At 71.2% G+C, this 17,812-nt stretch carries 17 protein-coding genes and 1 pseudogene; 6 read left to right on the forward strand and 12 right to left on the reverse strand.

The window, feature by feature from the left end:
- Positions 1-923 (reverse strand): annotated as a pseudogene (locus tag ACWCQ6_RS14910) (hypothetical protein); the annotation flags it as partial.
- A 208-nt stretch (positions 924-1,131) separates the two neighbouring features.
- Here ACWCQ6_RS14910 and ACWCQ6_RS14915 point away from each other — a divergent pair.
- On the forward strand, positions 1,132-2,043 hold the full coding sequence (locus ACWCQ6_RS14915) for a Gfo/Idh/MocA family protein (protein WP_451089131.1): 912 nt from the start codon (positions 1,132-1,134) through the stop codon (positions 2,041-2,043).
- Positions 2,044-2,156: 113 nt separating this feature from the next.
- Here ACWCQ6_RS14915 and ACWCQ6_RS14920 read toward each other — a convergent pair whose 3' ends face one another.
- Entirely contained in the window at positions 2,157-2,516 is a 360-nt protein-coding gene (locus ACWCQ6_RS14920) for an arsenate reductase family protein (protein WP_326765197.1), read from the reverse strand.
- A gap of 120 nt (positions 2,517-2,636) precedes the next feature.
- Between ACWCQ6_RS14920 and ACWCQ6_RS14925 the strand changes: the two genes are divergently transcribed.
- Both ACWCQ6_RS14925 and ACWCQ6_RS14930 read left to right on the forward strand, forming a co-directional pair.
- On the forward strand, positions 2,637-2,906 hold the full coding sequence (locus ACWCQ6_RS14925) for a hypothetical protein (protein WP_451089133.1): 270 nt from the start codon (positions 2,637-2,639) through the stop codon (positions 2,904-2,906).
- A gap of 278 nt (positions 2,907-3,184) precedes the next feature.
- Positions 3,185-3,670: a hypothetical protein gene (locus ACWCQ6_RS14930; protein WP_451089135.1), complete on the forward strand. Its 486-nt coding sequence runs from the start codon at positions 3,185-3,187 to the stop codon at positions 3,668-3,670.
- A 92-nt stretch (positions 3,671-3,762) separates the two neighbouring features.
- On the opposite strand, the gene ACWCQ6_RS14935 is transcribed toward ACWCQ6_RS14930, so the two are convergent.
- Both ACWCQ6_RS14935 and glnA read right to left on the reverse strand, forming a co-directional pair.
- On the reverse strand, positions 3,763-4,101 hold the full coding sequence (locus ACWCQ6_RS14935) for a hypothetical protein (protein ID WP_451089137.1): 339 nt from the start codon (positions 4,099-4,101) through the stop codon (positions 3,763-3,765).
- A 1,276-nt stretch (positions 4,102-5,377) separates the two neighbouring features.
- Positions 5,378-6,787, reverse strand: coding sequence for a type I glutamate--ammonia ligase (gene glnA / locus ACWCQ6_RS14940; protein ID WP_451089139.1), 1,410 nt, complete (start codon positions 6,785-6,787; stop codon positions 5,378-5,380).
- A 253-nt stretch (positions 6,788-7,040) separates the two neighbouring features.
- Here glnA and ACWCQ6_RS14945 point away from each other — a divergent pair, with 253 nt between their 5' ends.
- Positions 7,041-7,508, forward strand: coding sequence for an RDD family protein (locus tag ACWCQ6_RS14945; protein ID WP_451089141.1), 468 nt, complete (start codon positions 7,041-7,043; stop codon positions 7,506-7,508).
- 153 nt (positions 7,509-7,661) lie between these two features.
- Here the strand turns inward: ACWCQ6_RS14945 and ACWCQ6_RS14950 are convergent, their stop codons facing one another.
- From ACWCQ6_RS14950 to lipB, 4 genes are all read right to left on the reverse strand, one after another.
- Positions 7,662-8,369, reverse strand: coding sequence for a DUF4191 domain-containing protein (locus tag ACWCQ6_RS14950; RefSeq protein WP_451089143.1), 708 nt, complete (start codon positions 8,367-8,369; stop codon positions 7,662-7,664).
- Positions 8,370-8,388: 19 nt separating this feature from the next.
- Positions 8,389-8,589 (reverse strand): SCO2195 family GlnR-regulated protein, encoded by a 201-nt coding sequence (locus ACWCQ6_RS14955; protein WP_451089145.1) that lies wholly within the window; start codon positions 8,587-8,589, stop codon positions 8,389-8,391.
- Positions 8,590-8,929: 340 nt separating this feature from the next.
- On the reverse strand, positions 8,930-9,895 hold the full coding sequence (gene lipA, locus ACWCQ6_RS14960) for a lipoyl synthase (protein ID WP_451089147.1): 966 nt from the start codon (positions 9,893-9,895) through the stop codon (positions 8,930-8,932).
- A 132-nt stretch (positions 9,896-10,027) separates the two neighbouring features.
- Complete coding sequence (gene lipB / locus ACWCQ6_RS14965) at positions 10,028-10,840, reverse strand: lipoyl(octanoyl) transferase LipB (protein ID WP_451089149.1); 813 nt, start codon at positions 10,838-10,840, stop codon at positions 10,028-10,030.
- Positions 10,841-11,104: 264 nt separating this feature from the next.
- On the opposite strand from lipB, the gene ACWCQ6_RS14970 reads away from it, so the two are divergent.
- Positions 11,105-12,823: a regulator gene (locus ACWCQ6_RS14970; protein ID WP_451089151.1), complete on the forward strand. Its 1,719-nt coding sequence runs from the start codon at positions 11,105-11,107 to the stop codon at positions 12,821-12,823.
- A 36-nt stretch (positions 12,824-12,859) separates the two neighbouring features.
- Here the strand turns inward: ACWCQ6_RS14970 and ACWCQ6_RS14975 are convergent, their stop codons facing one another.
- Positions 12,860-14,167 (reverse strand): NAD(P)/FAD-dependent oxidoreductase, encoded by a 1,308-nt coding sequence (locus ACWCQ6_RS14975; protein ID WP_451089153.1) that lies wholly within the window; start codon positions 14,165-14,167, stop codon positions 12,860-12,862.
- A gap of 205 nt (positions 14,168-14,372) precedes the next feature.
- A complete protein-coding gene (locus tag ACWCQ6_RS14980; protein WP_451089155.1) occupies positions 14,373-15,272 on the reverse strand; it encodes a TIGR01777 family oxidoreductase in 900 nt (299 codons plus the stop codon).
- Positions 15,273-15,378: 106 nt separating this feature from the next.
- Between ACWCQ6_RS14980 and ACWCQ6_RS14985 the strand changes: the two genes are divergently transcribed.
- Positions 15,379-15,906: an N-acetyltransferase family protein gene (locus ACWCQ6_RS14985; protein WP_451089157.1), complete on the forward strand. Its 528-nt coding sequence runs from the start codon at positions 15,379-15,381 to the stop codon at positions 15,904-15,906.
- A 346-nt stretch (positions 15,907-16,252) separates the two neighbouring features.
- Here the strand turns inward: ACWCQ6_RS14985 and ACWCQ6_RS14990 are convergent, their stop codons facing one another.
- On the reverse strand, positions 16,253-16,774 hold the full coding sequence (locus ACWCQ6_RS14990; RefSeq protein ID WP_451089289.1) for a DUF4240 domain-containing protein: 522 nt from the start codon (positions 16,772-16,774) through the stop codon (positions 16,253-16,255).
- A gap of 61 nt (positions 16,775-16,835) precedes the next feature.
- Entirely contained in the window at positions 16,836-17,807 is a 972-nt protein-coding gene (locus ACWCQ6_RS14995; RefSeq protein ID WP_451089159.1) for a helix-turn-helix transcriptional regulator, read from the reverse strand.
- Positions 17,808-17,812 lie beyond the last annotated feature (5 nt).

Genomic DNA, 17,812 nt, shown 5'->3' on the forward strand with positions numbered 1-17,812 from the left:
GAGGCCCGCGGCTGGGCACGCGAGATCGAACGACACCAGCGGATCGCCGACCGCATCTCCAGACTCCTCGACGACCTCGATGAGCCCTCGGGCTCGAAGCCGAGCGACAGGACGTACAGGGCGAGCCGGGTCAGCGGCATCACGGTCAGGTCCACATCCGCGGGCAGCCGCGCGTCGTCTCCGGCACCGCGCTGCCCCAGGGTCCGCAGCCGCTCCAGCCGGGTCATCCGCGGTGCCATCCGCTCCAGGAACACCTCACGCTTCATCCCGCGCCGGGCGGCGAAGCCCTCGGCGACGGTGAACGGCAGCTCCTCGACGGCCCCCTGCTCGTAGTGGGCGCGCCGCCAGGCGTCGAGCAGGCCGTGCCGGTAGCTGGTCCGGTGTCCCGGCCGGAACAGGAAGTCCCCCGTCTCGCCCGCACCTCCGGTCCCGTCGAACCGGAGGTGGACATGGCGGGCGGCGGTCTTCAGCCCGGAGCGGTACTTCACCGCGTCGTGCGCCGGGTCGGGACGGGCGGTCAGCCATTCCCGCATGATCGCGCGGGTGCGCCGGTTGTTCACCCCGGCCGCGCGCAGCGCCCGGAACATCCGGTACACGCGCTGCGGCGGAAGCTTCGCCAGCCGGGCGGCGATCAGCCGGCCCTCGGTGCGCTTCTCCTCGGCGCTCGCGTCGGCGGCGTGCTCCAGCAGGCCCCGGACGATGAGCGCGGCATTGTGGTCGTTGATGTCCAGGGCGAGCGCGGCGGCGTACACCCGGCGGTAGTTGACCCGTACGTACTCGTGGAGGAAGTCCAGCGAGAGCTGCTGCTGATACGCGGTCGAGCGGAACTCGCGCTGCCCGGTCGCGGTGATCGCGGCGTTGACGAAGAGCAGCACGTCCTCGGCGGCCACGAGGCCGGCGTCGGTTCCGGTGCTGGTGGTCATGGTTCCCCCGTGGAGTCGCGCGCCGCCGTACGCCCGGACGGAGCGCCGGCCGGGGAATGGGGGCGCGAACAGCGAAATCAGTGCTTCAGAGGCAAGTCCCGGAAGTCGCAGCCGGAGTCCCGCGGCCGGCCCCGCAAACGTAGCCATCGACAGCGCCCCGCGCCAACTCAATACGAGGCAGGCCCGGCCGACCCGGCAGACTTGCCCCATGACGACACTTCCCCCGACCCCCCTGCGCATCGGCCTCGTCGGTACGGGCCCCTGGGCCCGGAACACCCAGGCCCCCGCCCTCGCCGCCCACCCCGGCGTCGTACTGAGCGGTGTCTGGGGCCGCCGCCCCGAGGCCGCACAGGAGTTGGCCGCCGCGCATGGCACCACGGCGTACAGCGGCGAGGCGGGCATCGACGAACTCTTCGCCGCCAGCGACGCCGTCGCGTTCGCCCTGCCGCCGGACGTCCAGGCCCCGCTCGCCGCCCGCGCCGCGGCCACCGGCCGTCATCTGTTGCTGGACAAGCCGGTCGCGACCACCGTCGCGGGCGCCCGCGAGGTCGTCCGGGCCGCCGAGCAGAGCGGGGTCGCCTCCGTCGTCTTCTGCACCCTGCGGTTCACGGCCGAGACTTCCGCCTGGATCGACGAACAGGCCGCCGTGGACGGCTGGTTCACCGCCCGTGCCGAGTGGATCGGGGCACTGTTCGCCCCGGGCACGACCAACGAGTACGCCGCCTCGCCGTGGCGCCGCGAGAAGGGCGGCCTGTGGGACATCGGCCCCCACGCCCTGTCGGTCCTGATCCCGGTGCTGGGCGACGTGACCCGGCTGACCGCGGCCCGTGGCCCGTCCGACACCACACATCTCGTCCTGCGCCACTCCTCCGGCGCGTCCAGCACGGTGACGCTCGCACTGGGCGCGCCCGTGGGCGCGGCCGGCACGGAGATCGAGCTCAGGGGCGAACAGGGAAGGGCCACCCTGCCGCGGTGGACCGACCCGGTCGGCGGTTTCCGGGCGGCGGTCGACGCGCTGATCCACTCGGTGCGTACGGGTGACCCGCACCCCTGCGACGTACGGTTCGGGCTGCGCCTGACGGAGCTGCTGGCGGAGGCGGAGAAGCAGACGAGGGCGTAGATCGGTAACGGTTCCGCCGCCGCGCCCGCCATACCGGCGTCCGGCGGAGCTCCAGCCGACCCCGGCCTCGGGCGCATGGTCGTGGGGCCGTCGCACGGGCCGCCCGTGGACGCTCAGCGTTCCAACGCGTCGCGTACCGCCTCGTCCGTGCGCGCCACGACGGCGGTTCCGTCGTCCGCGGTGATGATCGGCCGCTGGATGAGCTTCGGGTGCTCGGCGAGGGCCGAGATCCACCGCTCACGCGAACCGGCCTCGCGCGGCCACTCCTTGAGCCCGAGCTCCTTCGCATCGGCTTCCTGCGTGCGCGTGATGTCCCACGGTTCCAGCCCGAGCCGGTCGAGCACGGCCCGGATCTCGTCCGGCGACGGCACGTCCTCCAGATAACGGCGCACGGTGTATTCGGCACCCTCCGCATCGAGCAACTGCACCGCACTGCGGCACTTGGAACAGGCGGGATTGATCCAGATCTCCATGGGGCCAAAGGTACGCGAGGGACGGCCCGAAAGCCCTTCTGGCCAGCTCCGATTGTCAGTGCCGGGCAGTAAAATAAGGGCAGTTGGTGAGGGTTCCACAACCATGCCAGGAGGTTGCCCATGGCCGTTGCCGCAGTCACGACCGAGCCGCTGCACAAGCCCCTGATGAAGAAGCCGCTCCCCGCGGGCCGGCCCCGCGAGTGGTACATCTCCCACAACCGCCGTCTGAAGGCCATGCGCCTGGCGATCGCCCTGCTCGACACGGGCGTCTACTACCCGTCGACCGCGACCAACGACAGGATATGCGCGACTGCCGAGAGCATCGGTATCCACCCTCCGTCCGACACGACCTGCCGCATGGTCCGCGCCCTGATCCGCAACGGCCGCTGACGGCCGGAGCACCCGATGACCGTGTCCCCGAGCCCTCCGCGGCCCGGGGACACGGCCACGTACGGGACGGCCACGCACGGGCAGCGGGACGTCACCGGGGCACCGCCCGGCCTCTGGTCGCTCATGCCCCCAGCCTCGTCCGCCCCGTGCCGCACCGCGAATCGCCGCCACCCCCGCGCTCACCCGTCCGGCATACACCGCATGCGGCCCGCGCCGCCGCCCCTTTGACTGAAGCGATGGGCGAAGGAGGGGGGAAGTGGCGAGTGCTGGGAGGCACGATGACGAGGAAAGCCGCGCGAGGTCTGTGGGCCGTACTGCTGACGGCGACCGTGATGTCCACGGCTGCCGCCTGCTCCGACGACGGCGGCAGCGCCTCCAGTACGGCGTCCAAGGCCGCGTCCGCCGCAGCGTCGGCGGCGTCCCGGGGCGCCGAGGTGCTGGCATCGGCGACGGCCTCCGCGGGCGAGAAGCTGAACAACTTCAAGAACGGCGTGAACGCCAAGGGCGACGTCACGCTGGGCAAGCCGAGCACCGACGGCGACGGCCGCGTCATGGTGAAGGTCACCGTGAAGAACAGCTCCGACTCGGCGAAGTCGTACGCGGTGCAGGTCAACTTCGATGACGCGAGCGGTAATTTGCTCGACACGGTCGTGGTGACAGTCGACGGCGTCGGCCCCAAGGCGTCCAAGGACGCCACGGCCCGCAGCAACCGCAAGCTGTCCGGAGACGTCAAGGCAGACGTGGCAAACGCCCTGCGGCACTGATCGCTCCGCGACAGCGCTCCTCGGCCCGCCGTGGGCGCACGCCAAGGCGGTCTCAGCCAGTTGCGACTGGAGCGACTGTCGCGTGCCGACGACTATCGCGTGCTGTTGAAGGGAACCCCTGGAGGTAGATCCGGAGGCAGAACATTCACGATGACCGGAGCCGGGGGATTCGAAGGCGTGGGCACCTGGATGAGGAAGGGGAAGAACACGATCTGGCTGCCCGTATTCAGAGCCCGCTGCGAAAGCTGATAGCAAACGATCTCGCTCGGATCGTCAATGAGTGTGTAGCACTTGAGCACCGACGGCGCGACCTGGGAATTCTGCTGCGAGGCAATGGAGGAACTCGCTGATGCACCCAGGACGCCGGCCGCCAAAAAGGAAGCCGCCGCTGCGACACGGATTTTCCGCAAGGTTGTCTTCGTCATGTTCATCAGCCCAAAGGCTCGAGGTGAACTGGAGTGCCCCATCAGCGTGCTGGGGCTTCAGCGGCCCCAGCATCATGACTCGACGGGGACGATTCTCGTAGAACGAGAACTGGGCATTGACCACCATCGTATCGTTCGGCCCGGTCTGCTGCCGGTTCGTCTCGTTCAACTGCGTCAGGTTCTCCGGAGTGCGTCTCGTGCGGCACCTGTCTCAGAAACTCTTCAGTCATCACTGCTTGAATCCGGAAATTCTTTCGGCGCGACAACCGCAAGGAGAACGCGCAAGGTGGATGACGAGGCTCCGGGATTCCACCCGGAGTTGCTGCTGCCAGTCCCGTCATCGCGTCGGCGTCACGCCGGAGTCACGCCGTGGCCATGGCCTGCGGCTCACGATGACACCTGACTGGAACGGCAAGAAAGCACAGTGCCCGAAAGGGGAAAACCGTGAGAGGAAAAGTCGTCCTGAGTTCTGCCGCGACAGTGGCGCTTGTCGGGGGTCTGGCTGCGACCGCTGTCGCGCCTGCTTCCGCTGCCCCGGCACAGACGTGTCGGGTAGTGGCAAACACCTTGACAGGGGAGAACTTCGACCCCAACGCGACCTTCACAGTCTCCCCCGGGGGGATGACGCTGCGCCCCGGTGCTGACGGTCGTATAGGACCGTTCGCTGTAACGGGCACAGGTAGCGTCGCCGTGGGCTCTGTGGCCTGCGCCGGAGGGGAATCATCGGCCGGAGGTGCAGCCGCTGCTGCGGCTGCCGGAACGAACGCAGCACGAGCGGCGATAAGCAGGGGTGCCACCCCGCAACAGGCGGCGGCGCAGAGCGCGGCGGCCGTGCAAGCCACGGGGAGAAGCCTCGGTCTGTCGCAGACGGTGATAAACCAAGTCAGCAATCAGACAATCAACAACCTGAACCAAGTCATTGGTTCCACCGTCGGTGGCTCCGTCACCGCGGGCAGTGGTAACACGGTTCCTGCGGGCCAGCCGCCGGCAGGTCAGCCGCCGGCAGGTCAGCCGCCTGCGGGCCAGCCGCCTGCGGGCCAGCCGCCGGCAGGTCAGCCGCCTGCGGGTACGTCCACGACGGGTACGTCCACGACGCCGACAACGACGGGCCAGACGCCGACAACGGCTAGCACCATGCCGACGAACCTGTAGCCCGGCGAGCGATTAGTGACATGACGAGAGCCGCTGCCCCGAGGTATGGGGCAGCGGCCCTCGCTGCTGTTTGTGAGATCAAGTTGATCCCATTTCCGAGCCCTGGGGCCGGCTCGGCCAACCCCGTCTCCTAGAGGTCGAAGTACAGCTCGAACTCGTGCGGGTGCGGGCGCAGCTGGATCGGGGCGATCTCGTTGGTGCGCTTGTAGTCGATCCAGGTCTCGATCAGGTCCGACGTGAAGACGCCACCGGCCTGGAGGTACTCGTTGTCCGCCTCCAGCGCGTCCAGGACGGCCGGGAGCGAGGTCGGGACCTGCTGGACGTTCGCGTGCTCCTCGGGAGCCAGCTCGTACAGGTCCTTGTCGATCGGCTCGGCGGGCTCGATCTTGTTCTTGATGCCGTCGAGGCCCGCCATCAGCAGCGCGGAGAAGGCCAGGTACGGGTTGGACGACGGGTCCGGGGCGCGGAACTCGACGCGCTTGGCCTTCGGGTTGGAACCCGTGATCGGGATACGCATCGCGGCCGAGCGGTTGCGCTGCGAGTACACCATGTTGACCGGGGCCTCGAAGCCGGGGACCAGGCGGTGGTAGGAGTTCACCGTCGGGTTGGTGAACGCCAGCAGCGACGGGGCGTGCTTGAGGATGCCGCCGATGTAGTAGCGGGCGAGGTCCGAGAGGCCCGCGTAGCCCTGCTCGTCGTAGAACAGCGGGTCGCCGCCGGCCCACAGGGACTGGTGGACGTGCATGCCCGAGCCGTTGTCGCCGAAGATCGGCTTCGGCATGAAGGTCGCGGTCTTGCCGTTGCGCCAGGCGACGTTCTTCACGATGTACTTGAAGAGCATCAGGTCGTCGGCCGCGGCGAGCAGCGTGTTGAACTTGTAGTTGATCTCGGCCTGGCCGGCGGTGCCGACCTCGTGGTGCTGGCGCTCGATCTGCAGGCCGCTGTTCTCCAGCTCCAGGGACATCTCGGCACGCAGGTCGGCGAAGTGGTCGACCGGCGGGACCGGGAAGTAACCGCCCTTGTAGCGGACCTTGTAGCCGCGGTTGTTCTCGATCGCACCGGTGTTCCAGGCTCCGGCCTCGGAGTCGATGTGGTAGAAGCTCTCGTTCGCCGACGTCTGGAAACGGACGTTGTCGAAGACGTAGAACTCGGCCTCGGGACCGAAGTACGCGGTGTCGGCGATGCCGGTGGAGGTGAGGTACGCCTCGGCCTTCCTGGCCACGTTCCGCGGGTCACGGCTGTACTGCTCGCCGGTGATCGGGTCGTGGATGAAGAAGTTGATGTTGATGGTCTTGTCGCGGCGGAAAGGGTCGACACGGGCGGTCGACAGGTCTGCGCGCAGCGCCATGTCGGACTCGTGGATGGCCTGGAAGCCGCGGATCGACGAGCCGTCGAAGGCAAGCTCCTCGGCCGGGTCGAAGGTCGCCGCCGGGACGGTGACGTGCTGCATCACACCGGGCAGGTCACAGAACCGGACATCGATGAACTTGACGTCATTGTCGGCGATGTACTTCTTCGCGTCGTCGGCGTTCTGGAACATCCAACTCCTCCTACTCCCGGCCCGGAGGGACGGGGTTGTGGCTCGTGGTGCGGCCGGTGCGGTGGCACACGCTGGACCCGACCATAGGCAGACCGGATTTCTCAAGCATGACCCATTTGTTTCGCAGAAGTTAACCGAGCCGGGTGTGACCGGCGCCTCACGACCGGTTATGGGCCCGTGATCCGGCCGTTCCGGGGGCCTGTAGCGGCACCCGCCCGGCCGGTTCGGAAGGCTGGCGCAGTACCGTGTTCGGGTGGACAACAGGCAAGCAATCGGATCGTGGCTCTCCGGGCCGCGCGCGGCCGCCGAGGAGATGGGGGCCGACTTCGGCTACCGGGGCAAGCGGCTCGGCCTGCCCGAGCAGGGGCCCGGTTCCGTGGCACCGCTCGGCCGGCGGTTCGGCGCGATCTTCATCGACTGGGCCCTGTGCCTGCTGATCGCAAACGGGCTGTTTGCTCACGGTGACCAGCAGGCGGCCGGAAACTGGGCCGTGGGCATCTTCCTCGTACTGAGCGTGCTCACCGTCGGGACCATCGGCTGTACGCCGGGCAAGCGCATCCTGGGCCTCAGAGTCGTCGCCGAGAACGGCGGCCGGCTGGCGTTCGGGCGGGTGATCGTCCGGAGCGTGCTGCTGTGCCTGGTGATCCCGGCCCTCGTCTGGGACCGCGACGGCCGCGGCCTGCACGACCGGCTCGCCCGCGCCGTCCAGGTCCGTATCTAGGAATCCAGGACCGGGCCCCGCACCCGAGGCGAAGAGGCGAACGGGCAAAGAGGCAGACGAAGAGGCGGGGTGCGAACCGATCCGGTTCGCACCCCGCCTCTTCGTACGTCCGACGTCTCTTCGTACGTCCGACGCCTCTTCGGGTGGCCGGCGTCAGCGCATCTTTCCGCCGCGCGGCATCCGCATGCCCTTGGGCATGGGTCCCTTCGGCAGCGGCATGTTGCTCATCAGGTCACCCATCGCGCGCAGCCGGTCGTTGGCGGCCGTCACCTGCGGGCCGGTGAGGACGCGCGGCAGCTTCAGCATCTTGGTGCGCAGCTTCTTGAGCGGCACCTGGCCCTCGTCGTTGCCGACGATGAAGTCGTGCACCGGTACGTCGACCAGGATGCGCGCCATCTTCTTCTTCTCGGCCGCGAGCAGCAGCTTCACGCGGCTCGCGTTGCCCTCGCCGACCAGCACGATGCCCGCCTTGCCGACGGAGCGGTGGATGACGTCCTGGCTGCGGTTCATCGCGACCGCGGGCGTCGTGGTCCAGCCGCGGCCCACACGGTCCAGCACCGCCGCCGCGGCACCCGGCTGCCCCTCCATCTGCCCGAAGGCGGCACGCTCGGCACGCCGTCCGAAGACGATCGCCATCGCGAGGAGGGCCACGACGAAGCCCAGGATGCCCAGATAGACCGGGTGGCCGATCAGGAAGCCGACTCCGAGGAGGACACCGAAGGTGACAATTCCCACGCCCGCGACGACAAGGCCGACCTTCGGGTCGGACCGCTTGGCCATCTTGTAGGTCAGGGCGATCTGCTTGAGCCGCCCCGCGTTCTCGGCGCTGTCCGCGCCTTCAGTTTTTGCCTTCCTCGCCATGCGAAGAAGTTTACGTGGCCTAGGAACGGTGGTCGGCCGCGGCCTCCAGTACGTGCTCGGCCTCGACCCTGTCCTTGGCCCGCCGCCGGTCCTCCAGGACGGCGGTCCAGGCGTTGCGGCGGGCGGTGCGCTGGCCGCTGCCCAGGACCAGCGACTCGACGGCGCGGAGAGCATCGGTGACGGAAGGGATGGCGGTGGCGCGTACCGGCACGGCCTGCATCGTGGAAATCTCCTCGGAGCGGATGTGCGGACTGAGTTGCGTGGACTCAGCTGCCCGGGGCGAAGTGCCCGGGACTGCGTTGCGCGGAGTAGGTGGCGTGCGCTGGGGTGCGGGAAGCGGGGCGGCAGCGGCCCGGACGGCTGCTGCCGGCCACCGCGCCGTGTGCACCCAGCGTCACTGCTCGGTGTTACCAGCGCATGACCGGTCGGTCAAACACCAATGAAACCTTGATACGGGCGCCGCGCACGCCGAAGCGGCCCATACGCGCCCCCGACCGGCGGGGAGCGTACGGGCCGCTTCGAAACAGCTATTACCGAGCGGTAGCTTCTTGTGCTCGGATTCACACGGTGGGCGCCGCCGCGACGGCGCCGCGGCGCTCGATCGCCTGCTGGAAGAGGCGGCCCGCGCGGTACGAGGAACGGACCAGCGGCCCGGACATCACGCCGGAGTAGCCGATCTCGTCGGCCTCCTCCTTCAGCTCCACGAACTCCTGCGGCTTCACCCAGCGCTCGACCGGGTGGTGGCGCACGGACGGCCGCAGGTACTGAGTGATGGTGATGAGCTCGCAGCCCGCGTCGTACAGGTCCTGGAGCGCCTCGCTGACCTCCTCGCGGGTCTCGCCCATGCCGAGGATCAGGTTGGACTTGGTCACCAGTCCGGCCTCGCGGGCCCGCGTGATGACCTCGAGGGAGCGCTCGTAGCGGAAGCCGGGGCGGATCCGCTTGAAGATCCGCGGCACCGTCTCGACGTTGTGCGCGAGCACCTCGGGGCGCGCGGAGAAGACCTCGGCGAGCTGCTCGGGCTGCGCGTTGAAGTCGGGGACCAGCAGCTCGACCTTGGTGCGGCCGGCCTCCCGCTCCGCGGTCAGTGCGTGGATCTGGCGCACGGTCTCCGCGTACAGCCAGGCACCGCCGTCCTCCAGGTCGTCGCGCGCGACGCCGGTGATGGTGGCGTAGTTCAGGTCCATCGTGACGACCGACTCGCCGACGCGGCGGGGCTCGTCCCGGTCCAGCGCCTGCGGCTTGCCCGTGTCGATCTGGCAGAAGTCACAGCGCCGGGTGCACTGGTCACCACCGATGAGGAAGGTGGCCTCGCGGTCCTCCCAGCACTCGAAGATGTTGGGGCAGCCGGCCTCCTGGCACACCGTGTGCAGACCCTCGCTCTTCACGAGTTTCTGCAGCTGGTTGTACTCGGGGCCCATCTTCGCCCGGGTCTTGATCCACTCGGGCTTGCGCTCGATGGGGGTCTGGCTGTTCCGGACCTCAAGGCGCAGCATCTTGCGCCCGTCGGGTGCGACAGCGGACACTCCGGCACTCCCCTTTGCTTTCACTGCATTGGATTCTTCGGCGAACACCAGGGTACGCCCGTGGTTCAAACGGCTTTACCTCTGCCCAACCTGTGGCCGACAGGGCCTATTCCCGGAGAGGTGCTCCGGGCGTCACGCCGTGGCCACGGCGTCGTCCGTGCACCCGATGGTGCGCGGGGCGAGCTCGGCGTTCTCCAGGATGTCCGTGAGGTGCTTCTCGACGACCGGGAGCACGTCCGCGATGGTGATGTCGCGGCCGAGCTCGTACGCCAGCGAGGTGACGCCCGCGTCCCGGATGCCGCACGGCACGATCCGGTCGAACCAGGTGTTGTCCGGGTTCACGTTGAAGGAGAAGCCGTGCATGGTCACGCCCTTCGCCACCCGGATGCCGATCGCCGCCAGCTTGCGGTCCTCGCGGCGCTGGCCGGCGTTGGACGGGGCGTACTCGGGGCCGTTCAGCCGGGCGTCGAACTCCTCGTCGTGCAGCCGCGGGTCGAAGTCCAGGGAGAGTCCGCCGACGGCCGGGCGCTCCTCGACCGGGTCGCCGAGCACCCAGACGCCGCTGCGGCCCTCGACCCGGGTGGTCTCCACGCCGAACTCGGCGGCGGTACGGATCAGCGCCTCCTCCAGCCGGCGCACGTGCGCGACGACGTCCACCGGGCGGGGCAGCTTCTGGATCGGGTAGCCGACCAGCTGCCCGGGGCCGTGCCAGGTGATCTTGCCGCCGCGGTCCACGTCGATGACGGGGGTGCCGTCCAGTGGGCGTTCGCTGTCGGTCGTGCGCCGCCCGGCCGTGTAGACGGGCGGGTGTTCCAGCAGCAGACAGGTGTCCGGGACGGAGTCCTCGAATCTGGCCGCGTGCACCTCGCGCTGCTTCTGCCAGGCCTCCTGGTAGTCGACGGCTTCCTCGCCGAATCCCAGCCGGACGAACCGAAGCTCAGCCACGACAGATGCCTTCCTACTCGCGGTGCCGGGAGCCGGGGGATGCCCGGAGCCGCGTCACCATGCACTGAATCACGCCCCGGGCCACTGTACGACCGGCCCCCGGGCGGTGGCCCGGCAGGTGCTCCCGTCAGCGCCGAATTCAATCCTCACACGATCGGATGAAAGTGAAGCGAAGGTGGCTGTGACCGCTGCGGAGGCCGCTAAATTCGCGCCGTTCCATTAGGGCTGCCCGCCCGGCCCCGAAGGCAGGAGACCGTACAGCAGATGTCGGAACGACCTCCGCAGCGCACCCCCAACCGCCGACTCGCCTCGCTCATCACGGAGGCCGGCTTCTCCAATGCAGGCCTCGCCCGAAGGGTGGACCAACTAGGCCTCGAACACGGCCTCGACCTGCGGTACGACAAAACTTCCGTGACCCGCTGGCTGCGTGGTCAGCAGCCCCGCGGGACCACCCCCGCGCTGATCGCCGAGGTCTTCACCCGGCGGCTCGGGCGCCGCCTCTCCGCGCAGGACCTGGGCCTGGACGCGTGCGCCCCGGTCTACGCGGGCCTGGAGTTCGCGGCCACGCCCGCGGAGGCGGTCGACATCGTCAGCGGGCTGTGGCGGAAGGACTCGGGCAGCCATGCGGAGCTCCGCAAGATCGCCTTCACTCCGGCCGGGCTCGTCGTCCCCAGCAGGGACTGGCTGATCGGACGGGCCGACGAGTGGGTGGGCCGGGGCTGCGAGCCCTCGCCCCAGCTGCGCGGCGGGGCCGGTGGGGCCACCGAGGCCGGTGGGATCACCAGGTCCGTCGGGGCCAGTGGGGTCACCGGGGCCAGAGGAGCCGCCGAAGCCGGTGGTTCCGCGCGGCCCGGCAGCCCCGGCCCCGGCGGGGCGCGTGGAGTGCCCGGGGCGCACGGCTCGTACGGGGCGCACGGCGGCCCGGCGGCGCCCGGTGTCGGCGGCCGGGCCCGTGGGCCCGTGCCCTCCCGGCCCTCCGGACCGTCCGCGCCCCCCGGCCCGCCCGCGCTTTCGGGCGGCACGGGACTGCCGGGCGCCCCCGGTGTACCCCGGCAGCGGCAGTCCGACCGCAGCCCCGGCCAGCGGGTCAGCGGCGGCGACGTCGCGGCCCTGCGCTCGGTCGGCGAGCTCTTCCGCACCCTCGACAACGCCTACGGCGGCGGCCACGCCCGCCAGGCCCTCGTCCGGTACCTGGAGCACGAGGCGGAACCCATGCTCCGCGGGACGTACGGGGAGGCCACCGGGCGCCGGCTCTTCTCCGCCGCCGCCGACCTGACCCGGCTGGCGGGCTGGACCTCGTACGACATCGCGGCCCACGGCCTGGCCCAGCGGTACTTCGTCCAGGCGCTGCGGCTCGCCCAGGCCGCCGGGGACCGCGCCTACGGCAGCTACGTCCTGATCACCATGAGCCGGCAGGCGGTCTACCTCGGCCACGGCAGGGAGGCCGTGCAGCTGGCCCGGGTGGCCCAGCAGGGCATCGGCTCGTCGGCGCCGCCCATCGTCCAGTCCCTGCTGCACGCCGTCGAGGCACGTGGCCACGGGGTGCTCGGCGAGGCCAGGCACTGCACCGCCTCGCTGGCGCGGGCCGAACACGCGCTGGAGATCGCCAGGCCGGGGGACGAGGTGCCGTACTGGGCGCGGTACTTCGACGAGGCCCAGCTCGCCGACGAGTTCGGGCACTGCCACCGTGACCTCCAGCAGTACCGCGCCGCGGCGCAGCACGCCGAGCGCTCCCTCCAACTGCGCTCCCCGGCGTACGCCCGCAGCCGGCTGTTCTGCCGGGTGGTACTGGCCTCCGCCCGACTCGGGCTCGGCGAGCTCGATCAGGCGTGCGCGCTCGGCGTCGAGGCCGCCCAGCAGGCCGCGGAGATGCGGTCGGTGCGGGCGACGGAGTACGTACGGGACTTCGAGCGGCGCCTGGAGCCGTACCGGGACGCCGCAGCGGTACGGAGCTATCGCGACCGGGTCGCCGCCCTGGGGTGAACCCGGGTCGCGCCGTCGAACTGCCCAGGACGGCCCCTACGCCGCCTCGGGCAGCGCCGTCCCGCTCCCGCTCCCCGGCCGAACCCCCAGGTCGGTGAGGATCGCCTCGGCGGCGCGGCGGCCCGAGACCAGGGCGCCCGCCACCGTGCTGGTGTCGCGGTGGTCGCCGCACACGTACAGACCGGCGAGCAGCCGCACCGGGCGGCGCGGATCGTGCGGAGCCGGCATCGCGGGGACCGCCTCGGGGTCGTGGTGGGTGGCCAGCAGCTCCCAGTCGTCGGTGGTGGTGCCGTACAGAGCGGCGAGATGGGTGCGGACCGTGCGGTCCAGCTCGGGAGGAGGGGCGCCGAGTACCGTCGAGCTGATCAGCGTACGGCCGCGCGGGGCGCGCGAGGGGTCGACCGCGCTCATCACCGCGGTGTGCGCGACCGGGCCCGAGCGGTCGGCGTCCAGCAGCAGAGCGGCGCCGGTCGGCGGGGGAGCGGGGGCGGTGTGGTGAAGGACCGTCACGGGGTGGAAGGACGGCATCCGCAGACCGGGCAGCAGTGCGGCGGCGGCGCCCGCACCGGTCGCCACCAGCAGGGAACGGCAACCCAGTTCGCCGTGCTCCTCGGTGCGGACCGAGGTGATGTCGGCAGCCGTGACATGCACACCTGTGCGTACGGTGCCCGGCGGCAGCGAGGCCGCGAGGAGCTCGGGCAGCGTTGCCGCGCCGCCCTCGGGCACGCACAGCCTGCCGCGCGCGTAGCCGCGCAGGACGAGATCGGCGCACCGGCTGGACGTGCTGAGCCCGGGGTCGCTGAGCAGCGCGGAGAGCAGCGGGCGCAGGAAGCCGTTGACCGTACGGGAGGGCAGGCCGCGAAGGGACAGGGCGGCGAGCGCCGTCTGTTCGGGCCGGGCCAGGATGCGGGCGGACGGGGTGGCGGCGAGCCGGGACAGGGCGGCGCCCAGCCGGGCCTGGTCGATCGGCCCGCCCATCGGAGGCCGGGGGGCGCTTGCGAGGGCGCGCGCTGCTTTGAATGCGCCCCGGGCGCCCCGTACATCGCCGGTCCGGTACTGCCGTCCCCCGCTGTGGACGAGGACCCCCGGAGCGAAGCTGCGCAGCACCAGCCCTTCGAGACCGGGTGTCATGCGCAGCTGCGGGCAGGAGGTGTTGAGGAGCGGTCCGAGGTGGTCGAGCCGGAAGCCGTCCAACTCCGCGGTGGTCATCCGGCCGCCGACCCGGGGGCCGGCCTCCAGGACGCTGACGCTCACTCCTGCGCTGGTCAATCGGTGGGCGGCTGACAGGCCGGCGATCCCGGCCCCGATGATGACGACGTCCGCGTGGTGTGCCGAGCTGAGCACGTGCCCCTCCCCGAGTCGGCGCAACTGCTGGGAGGCTCTTGCCCCCGACAGGCCCCCGGAATGCCCGAGTTCGCAAGGAGGGTAGGAGGATGGCCGGCGAAGGCGCAGTCGCGCGCACCCGGGGCACCGTTGCACGGGGTCGCACATCCGCCCGAATACACGGAAGGGGTGCACTGCTCGCAGGGTGCGCCGGCCGGTGCGGGGCTCAGCGCAGCGCCGCGCGGATCGCCGCGTCGATCCCGGGGAAGGCGAACACGAAGCCCGAGTCCAGCAACTGACCCGGCAGCACCCGCTGGCTGGCCAGCACTTCCTGGGCGAAGTCCCCCAGGACGATACGCAGGGCCGGTGCCGGGGCGGTGCAGAGCGTGGGGCGGTGCAGTACCCGCCCCATGGCGGCCGTCACCTCGCTGTTGGTGACCGGGTCGGGGCCGGTCAGGTTCACCGGGCCCGACAGCGACTCGGTGTCCAGGATGTGGCGCAGCGCCGCGACTTCGTCGTGCAGCGCGATGAAGCTCCAGTACTGGCGTCCGTTGCCCAGCCGGCCGCCGAGCCCCGCCCGGAACAGCGGGAAGAGCCGGCCCCAGGCCCCGCCCCCGCGGCCGACGACCAGACCGGTGCGCGCGTGCACCGTCCGTACGCCCGCCTCCTCGGCGGCGGCCGTGGCGGCCTCCCACTCCACGCAGACGGACGGCAGGAAGCCCTCGCCGGCCGGGGCGCTCTCGTCGACGGCGCGGTCCCCGGTGTCGCCGTAGTAGCCGATCGCCGACCCGGACAGCAGGACCTTCGGCGGTACGTCCAGCGAGGCGACGGCCTCCGCGATCGCCGCGGTCCCGAGCACCCGGCTGTCCCGGATCTCCCGCTTGTACGCGGTCGTCCAGCGGTGGTCGCCGACCCCGGCCCCGGCCAGGTGGACGACGGCGTCGCAGCCGACCAGGCCCGCCACGTCGACGTAACCCCGTTCGGGGCCCCACTCCACCTCGTCGCCGGCCCGCGCGGGGTGCCGTACGAGGCGCACCACCTCGTGCCCGTCGGCGCGCAGCGAACGCACCAGCGCCGCTCCGATGAGTCCGGATGCTCCGGTGACAGCGATACGGGAGTGCAGCATGGGTCCATCCTGCCCCAGCGGCCCGGCAGGTCCTCGTGTCATCGGTGCGTGCCGAGCGGCGAAACCGGGCTGACCCGGCCGGGGGCGCCGTGGCACAGTGACGCTCATGCCCGAGATATCCACGCACCCGGCCTGCCCCGTCCGTCCCGCCACCCTTTCGGACGAAGCCGCGCTCGGCGAACTCGACCGCGCCACCTGGTCGACGCTGCACGCCGTGGCACCCAGGCCGCAGCCGCCGTACGCGCCGTTCTTCGACGACCGCCACGGGCCCGAGGACTTCCTGGTGGCCGAGGCGCGGGACGCGGGGGGTGAGCTGTGCCCGGCCGGATACATCAGGCTGGTCCCGCCGACCCCGCTGGCCTGCAATACGCATGTCCGGCAGATACAGGGCCTCGCCGTGGCCGACTGGGCGCGCGGCCGCGGTGTCGCCAGGGCCCTGCTGCGGGCCGCCTTCGCGGCGGCGCGCGACGAGGGGGCGAACCGGATGACCCTGCGGGTGCTCGGCCACAACACGCCCGCGCGCGCCCTGTACGAGTCCGAGGGGTTCGTCGTCGAGGGGGTGCTGCCCGGTGAGTTCTTCCTGGACGGGCGTTACGTCGACGACGTACTGATGGGCCGCTCGCTCGCCCCGTGACATGACTTCTGCGGCTTGAACACGCGCATGCCGCCCACGAGTTGGTGCAGGCAGCGCACCGCCGGATCGGCGGGTGGGCCGCCGGGCAGTCGGTGCGTCCGTCTCCGCCCAGGCCTCCAGCGCGACCCGTACCGCGTCAGTGGTGGCGGCCGCGGCGAGGCGGATCTCCAGCGGGTCCGCCCCGTCGCCCGCCGGCCGGGTCAGCACCGGCAGCAGCCGCTCCTCCGAATCCTGATCGACCCGGTGGCGGACGGCCCGCAGCGCCGGGTCGTCCGCCGCTGCCCGCCGCAGGCAGCAGCCCGCGCGCCCGGCCGAGCTGCTCGGCGCGACGGCGCGGCAGTACCACTCAGCCCGGCCCGAACCGCTCCCAGAGCGAGGGGAAACGCACCGCCAGGGCCGCGTCGTCCTCGAAGTTCACAGGGGTCCCCTCGGGCTCGGCGGCCTGGGGCGGCAGGCCGAGATCCGGGGCGACCACGCCGGTGAGCTGTTCGTACGCCTCGTCGGCGGCGTACCCGAGATCCTCGCCGTCCCCGTCGATCTCCTCGTCGAAGTCGTCGAGGAGACCGGCGAGGCCGTCCGGGTCGTGCAGGGCGCCTTCGAAGATCTCCCGGCCCTGGCCGATCAGCCAGCATCGGAAGAAGTCGAAGGCGTCGTCGCTCGCGCCGCCGAGCAGCACGGCGGCGGCGCCCCACAGGTCCCAGCGGTAGGCGCGGTTGAAACGGGCCTCGAAGTGCCGGGCGAAGTCCAGCACCGCGTCGGGATCGAGCCGCACCAGCCGTTCGACGAGCAGGTCGGCCTGGTCCTCGGGGTCGCCCTCGGCGGCCACGCGGGTGCTGTCGATGATCTCCCAGAACTCCGTCTCGTCCATCACGGGACAAGCATCGGCTCTGGCAGGAGGCGACGCACGCGGACGCGGGGAAAAGAAACCCTCAGCGATAGAGCTCGCCCAGACGTTCGGCGGCAGCGACGAAACGGTCCCGCAGAGCGGCCGGCTCCAGGATCTCCGACTCCGGCCCCAGGGACAGCAGTTGACTGTAGGCGACCTCGTCGGACTCGACCGGCAGGGTGAGTGTGAGCCATCCCTCGGCATCGGGCGGACCGGCCGCCTCCAGGGCGTCGTGGACCGCCGAACGGTCCATGGTGTGCGGCAGTCGGCGTACGCCCTCGGGTGACACCCGCACCGTCACCTCGGTCCGCAGCAGCGACCGGGCGAACTGAGCGGCCCGCTCCGCCCAGAAGCCCGGCAGATCGAACCGCTGGTCGCGCTCGAACCGCTCGTCGGAGACCGCCACGGCCGAGAACCGGTCGATCCGGTACACCCGGAAGCCGTCCCCCACGCGGGCGCAGACGTACCAGACCCCGGCCTTCAGAACGAGCCCGTGCGGTGCCAGCTCCCGCTCCACGTCGCCGTCCCCGCCGCCCCGGCGGTAGCGCGCACGGACGATCCGGTCGTCCCAGACGGCCTCGGCGACGGCCGGCAGCAGTTCGGGGGTGACCGGCTCCTGGTACCAGCCGGGAGCATCCAGATGGAAGCGCCGGCCGGCGCTCTCCGAGGCGTCCCGCAGCGAGGGCAGCAGGGCCGCCGACACCTTGAGCCGTGCGGCGGACGCGGCGTCCTCCAGACCCATCTCGCGCAGCGCGGACGGCAGTCCGGAGAGGAAGAGCGCCTCCGCCTCGTCACGGGCCAGGCCGGTCAGTCGCGTGCGGTAGCCGCCGACCAGCCGGTAGCCCCCGGCCCGGCCCCGGTCCGCGTACACCGGAACGCCCGCCTCCGAGAGCGCCTGCGCGTCCCGGGTCACGGTCCGCTCGGACACCTCCAGCTCCCTCGCGAGGTCGGCGGCGGTCATGACGGGACGGGACTGCAGGAGCAGCACCATTCTGATGAGACGGGCAGCGCGCATGCGGC

It is taken from the genome of Streptomyces sp. NPDC001880 (genome assembly GCF_053594575.1).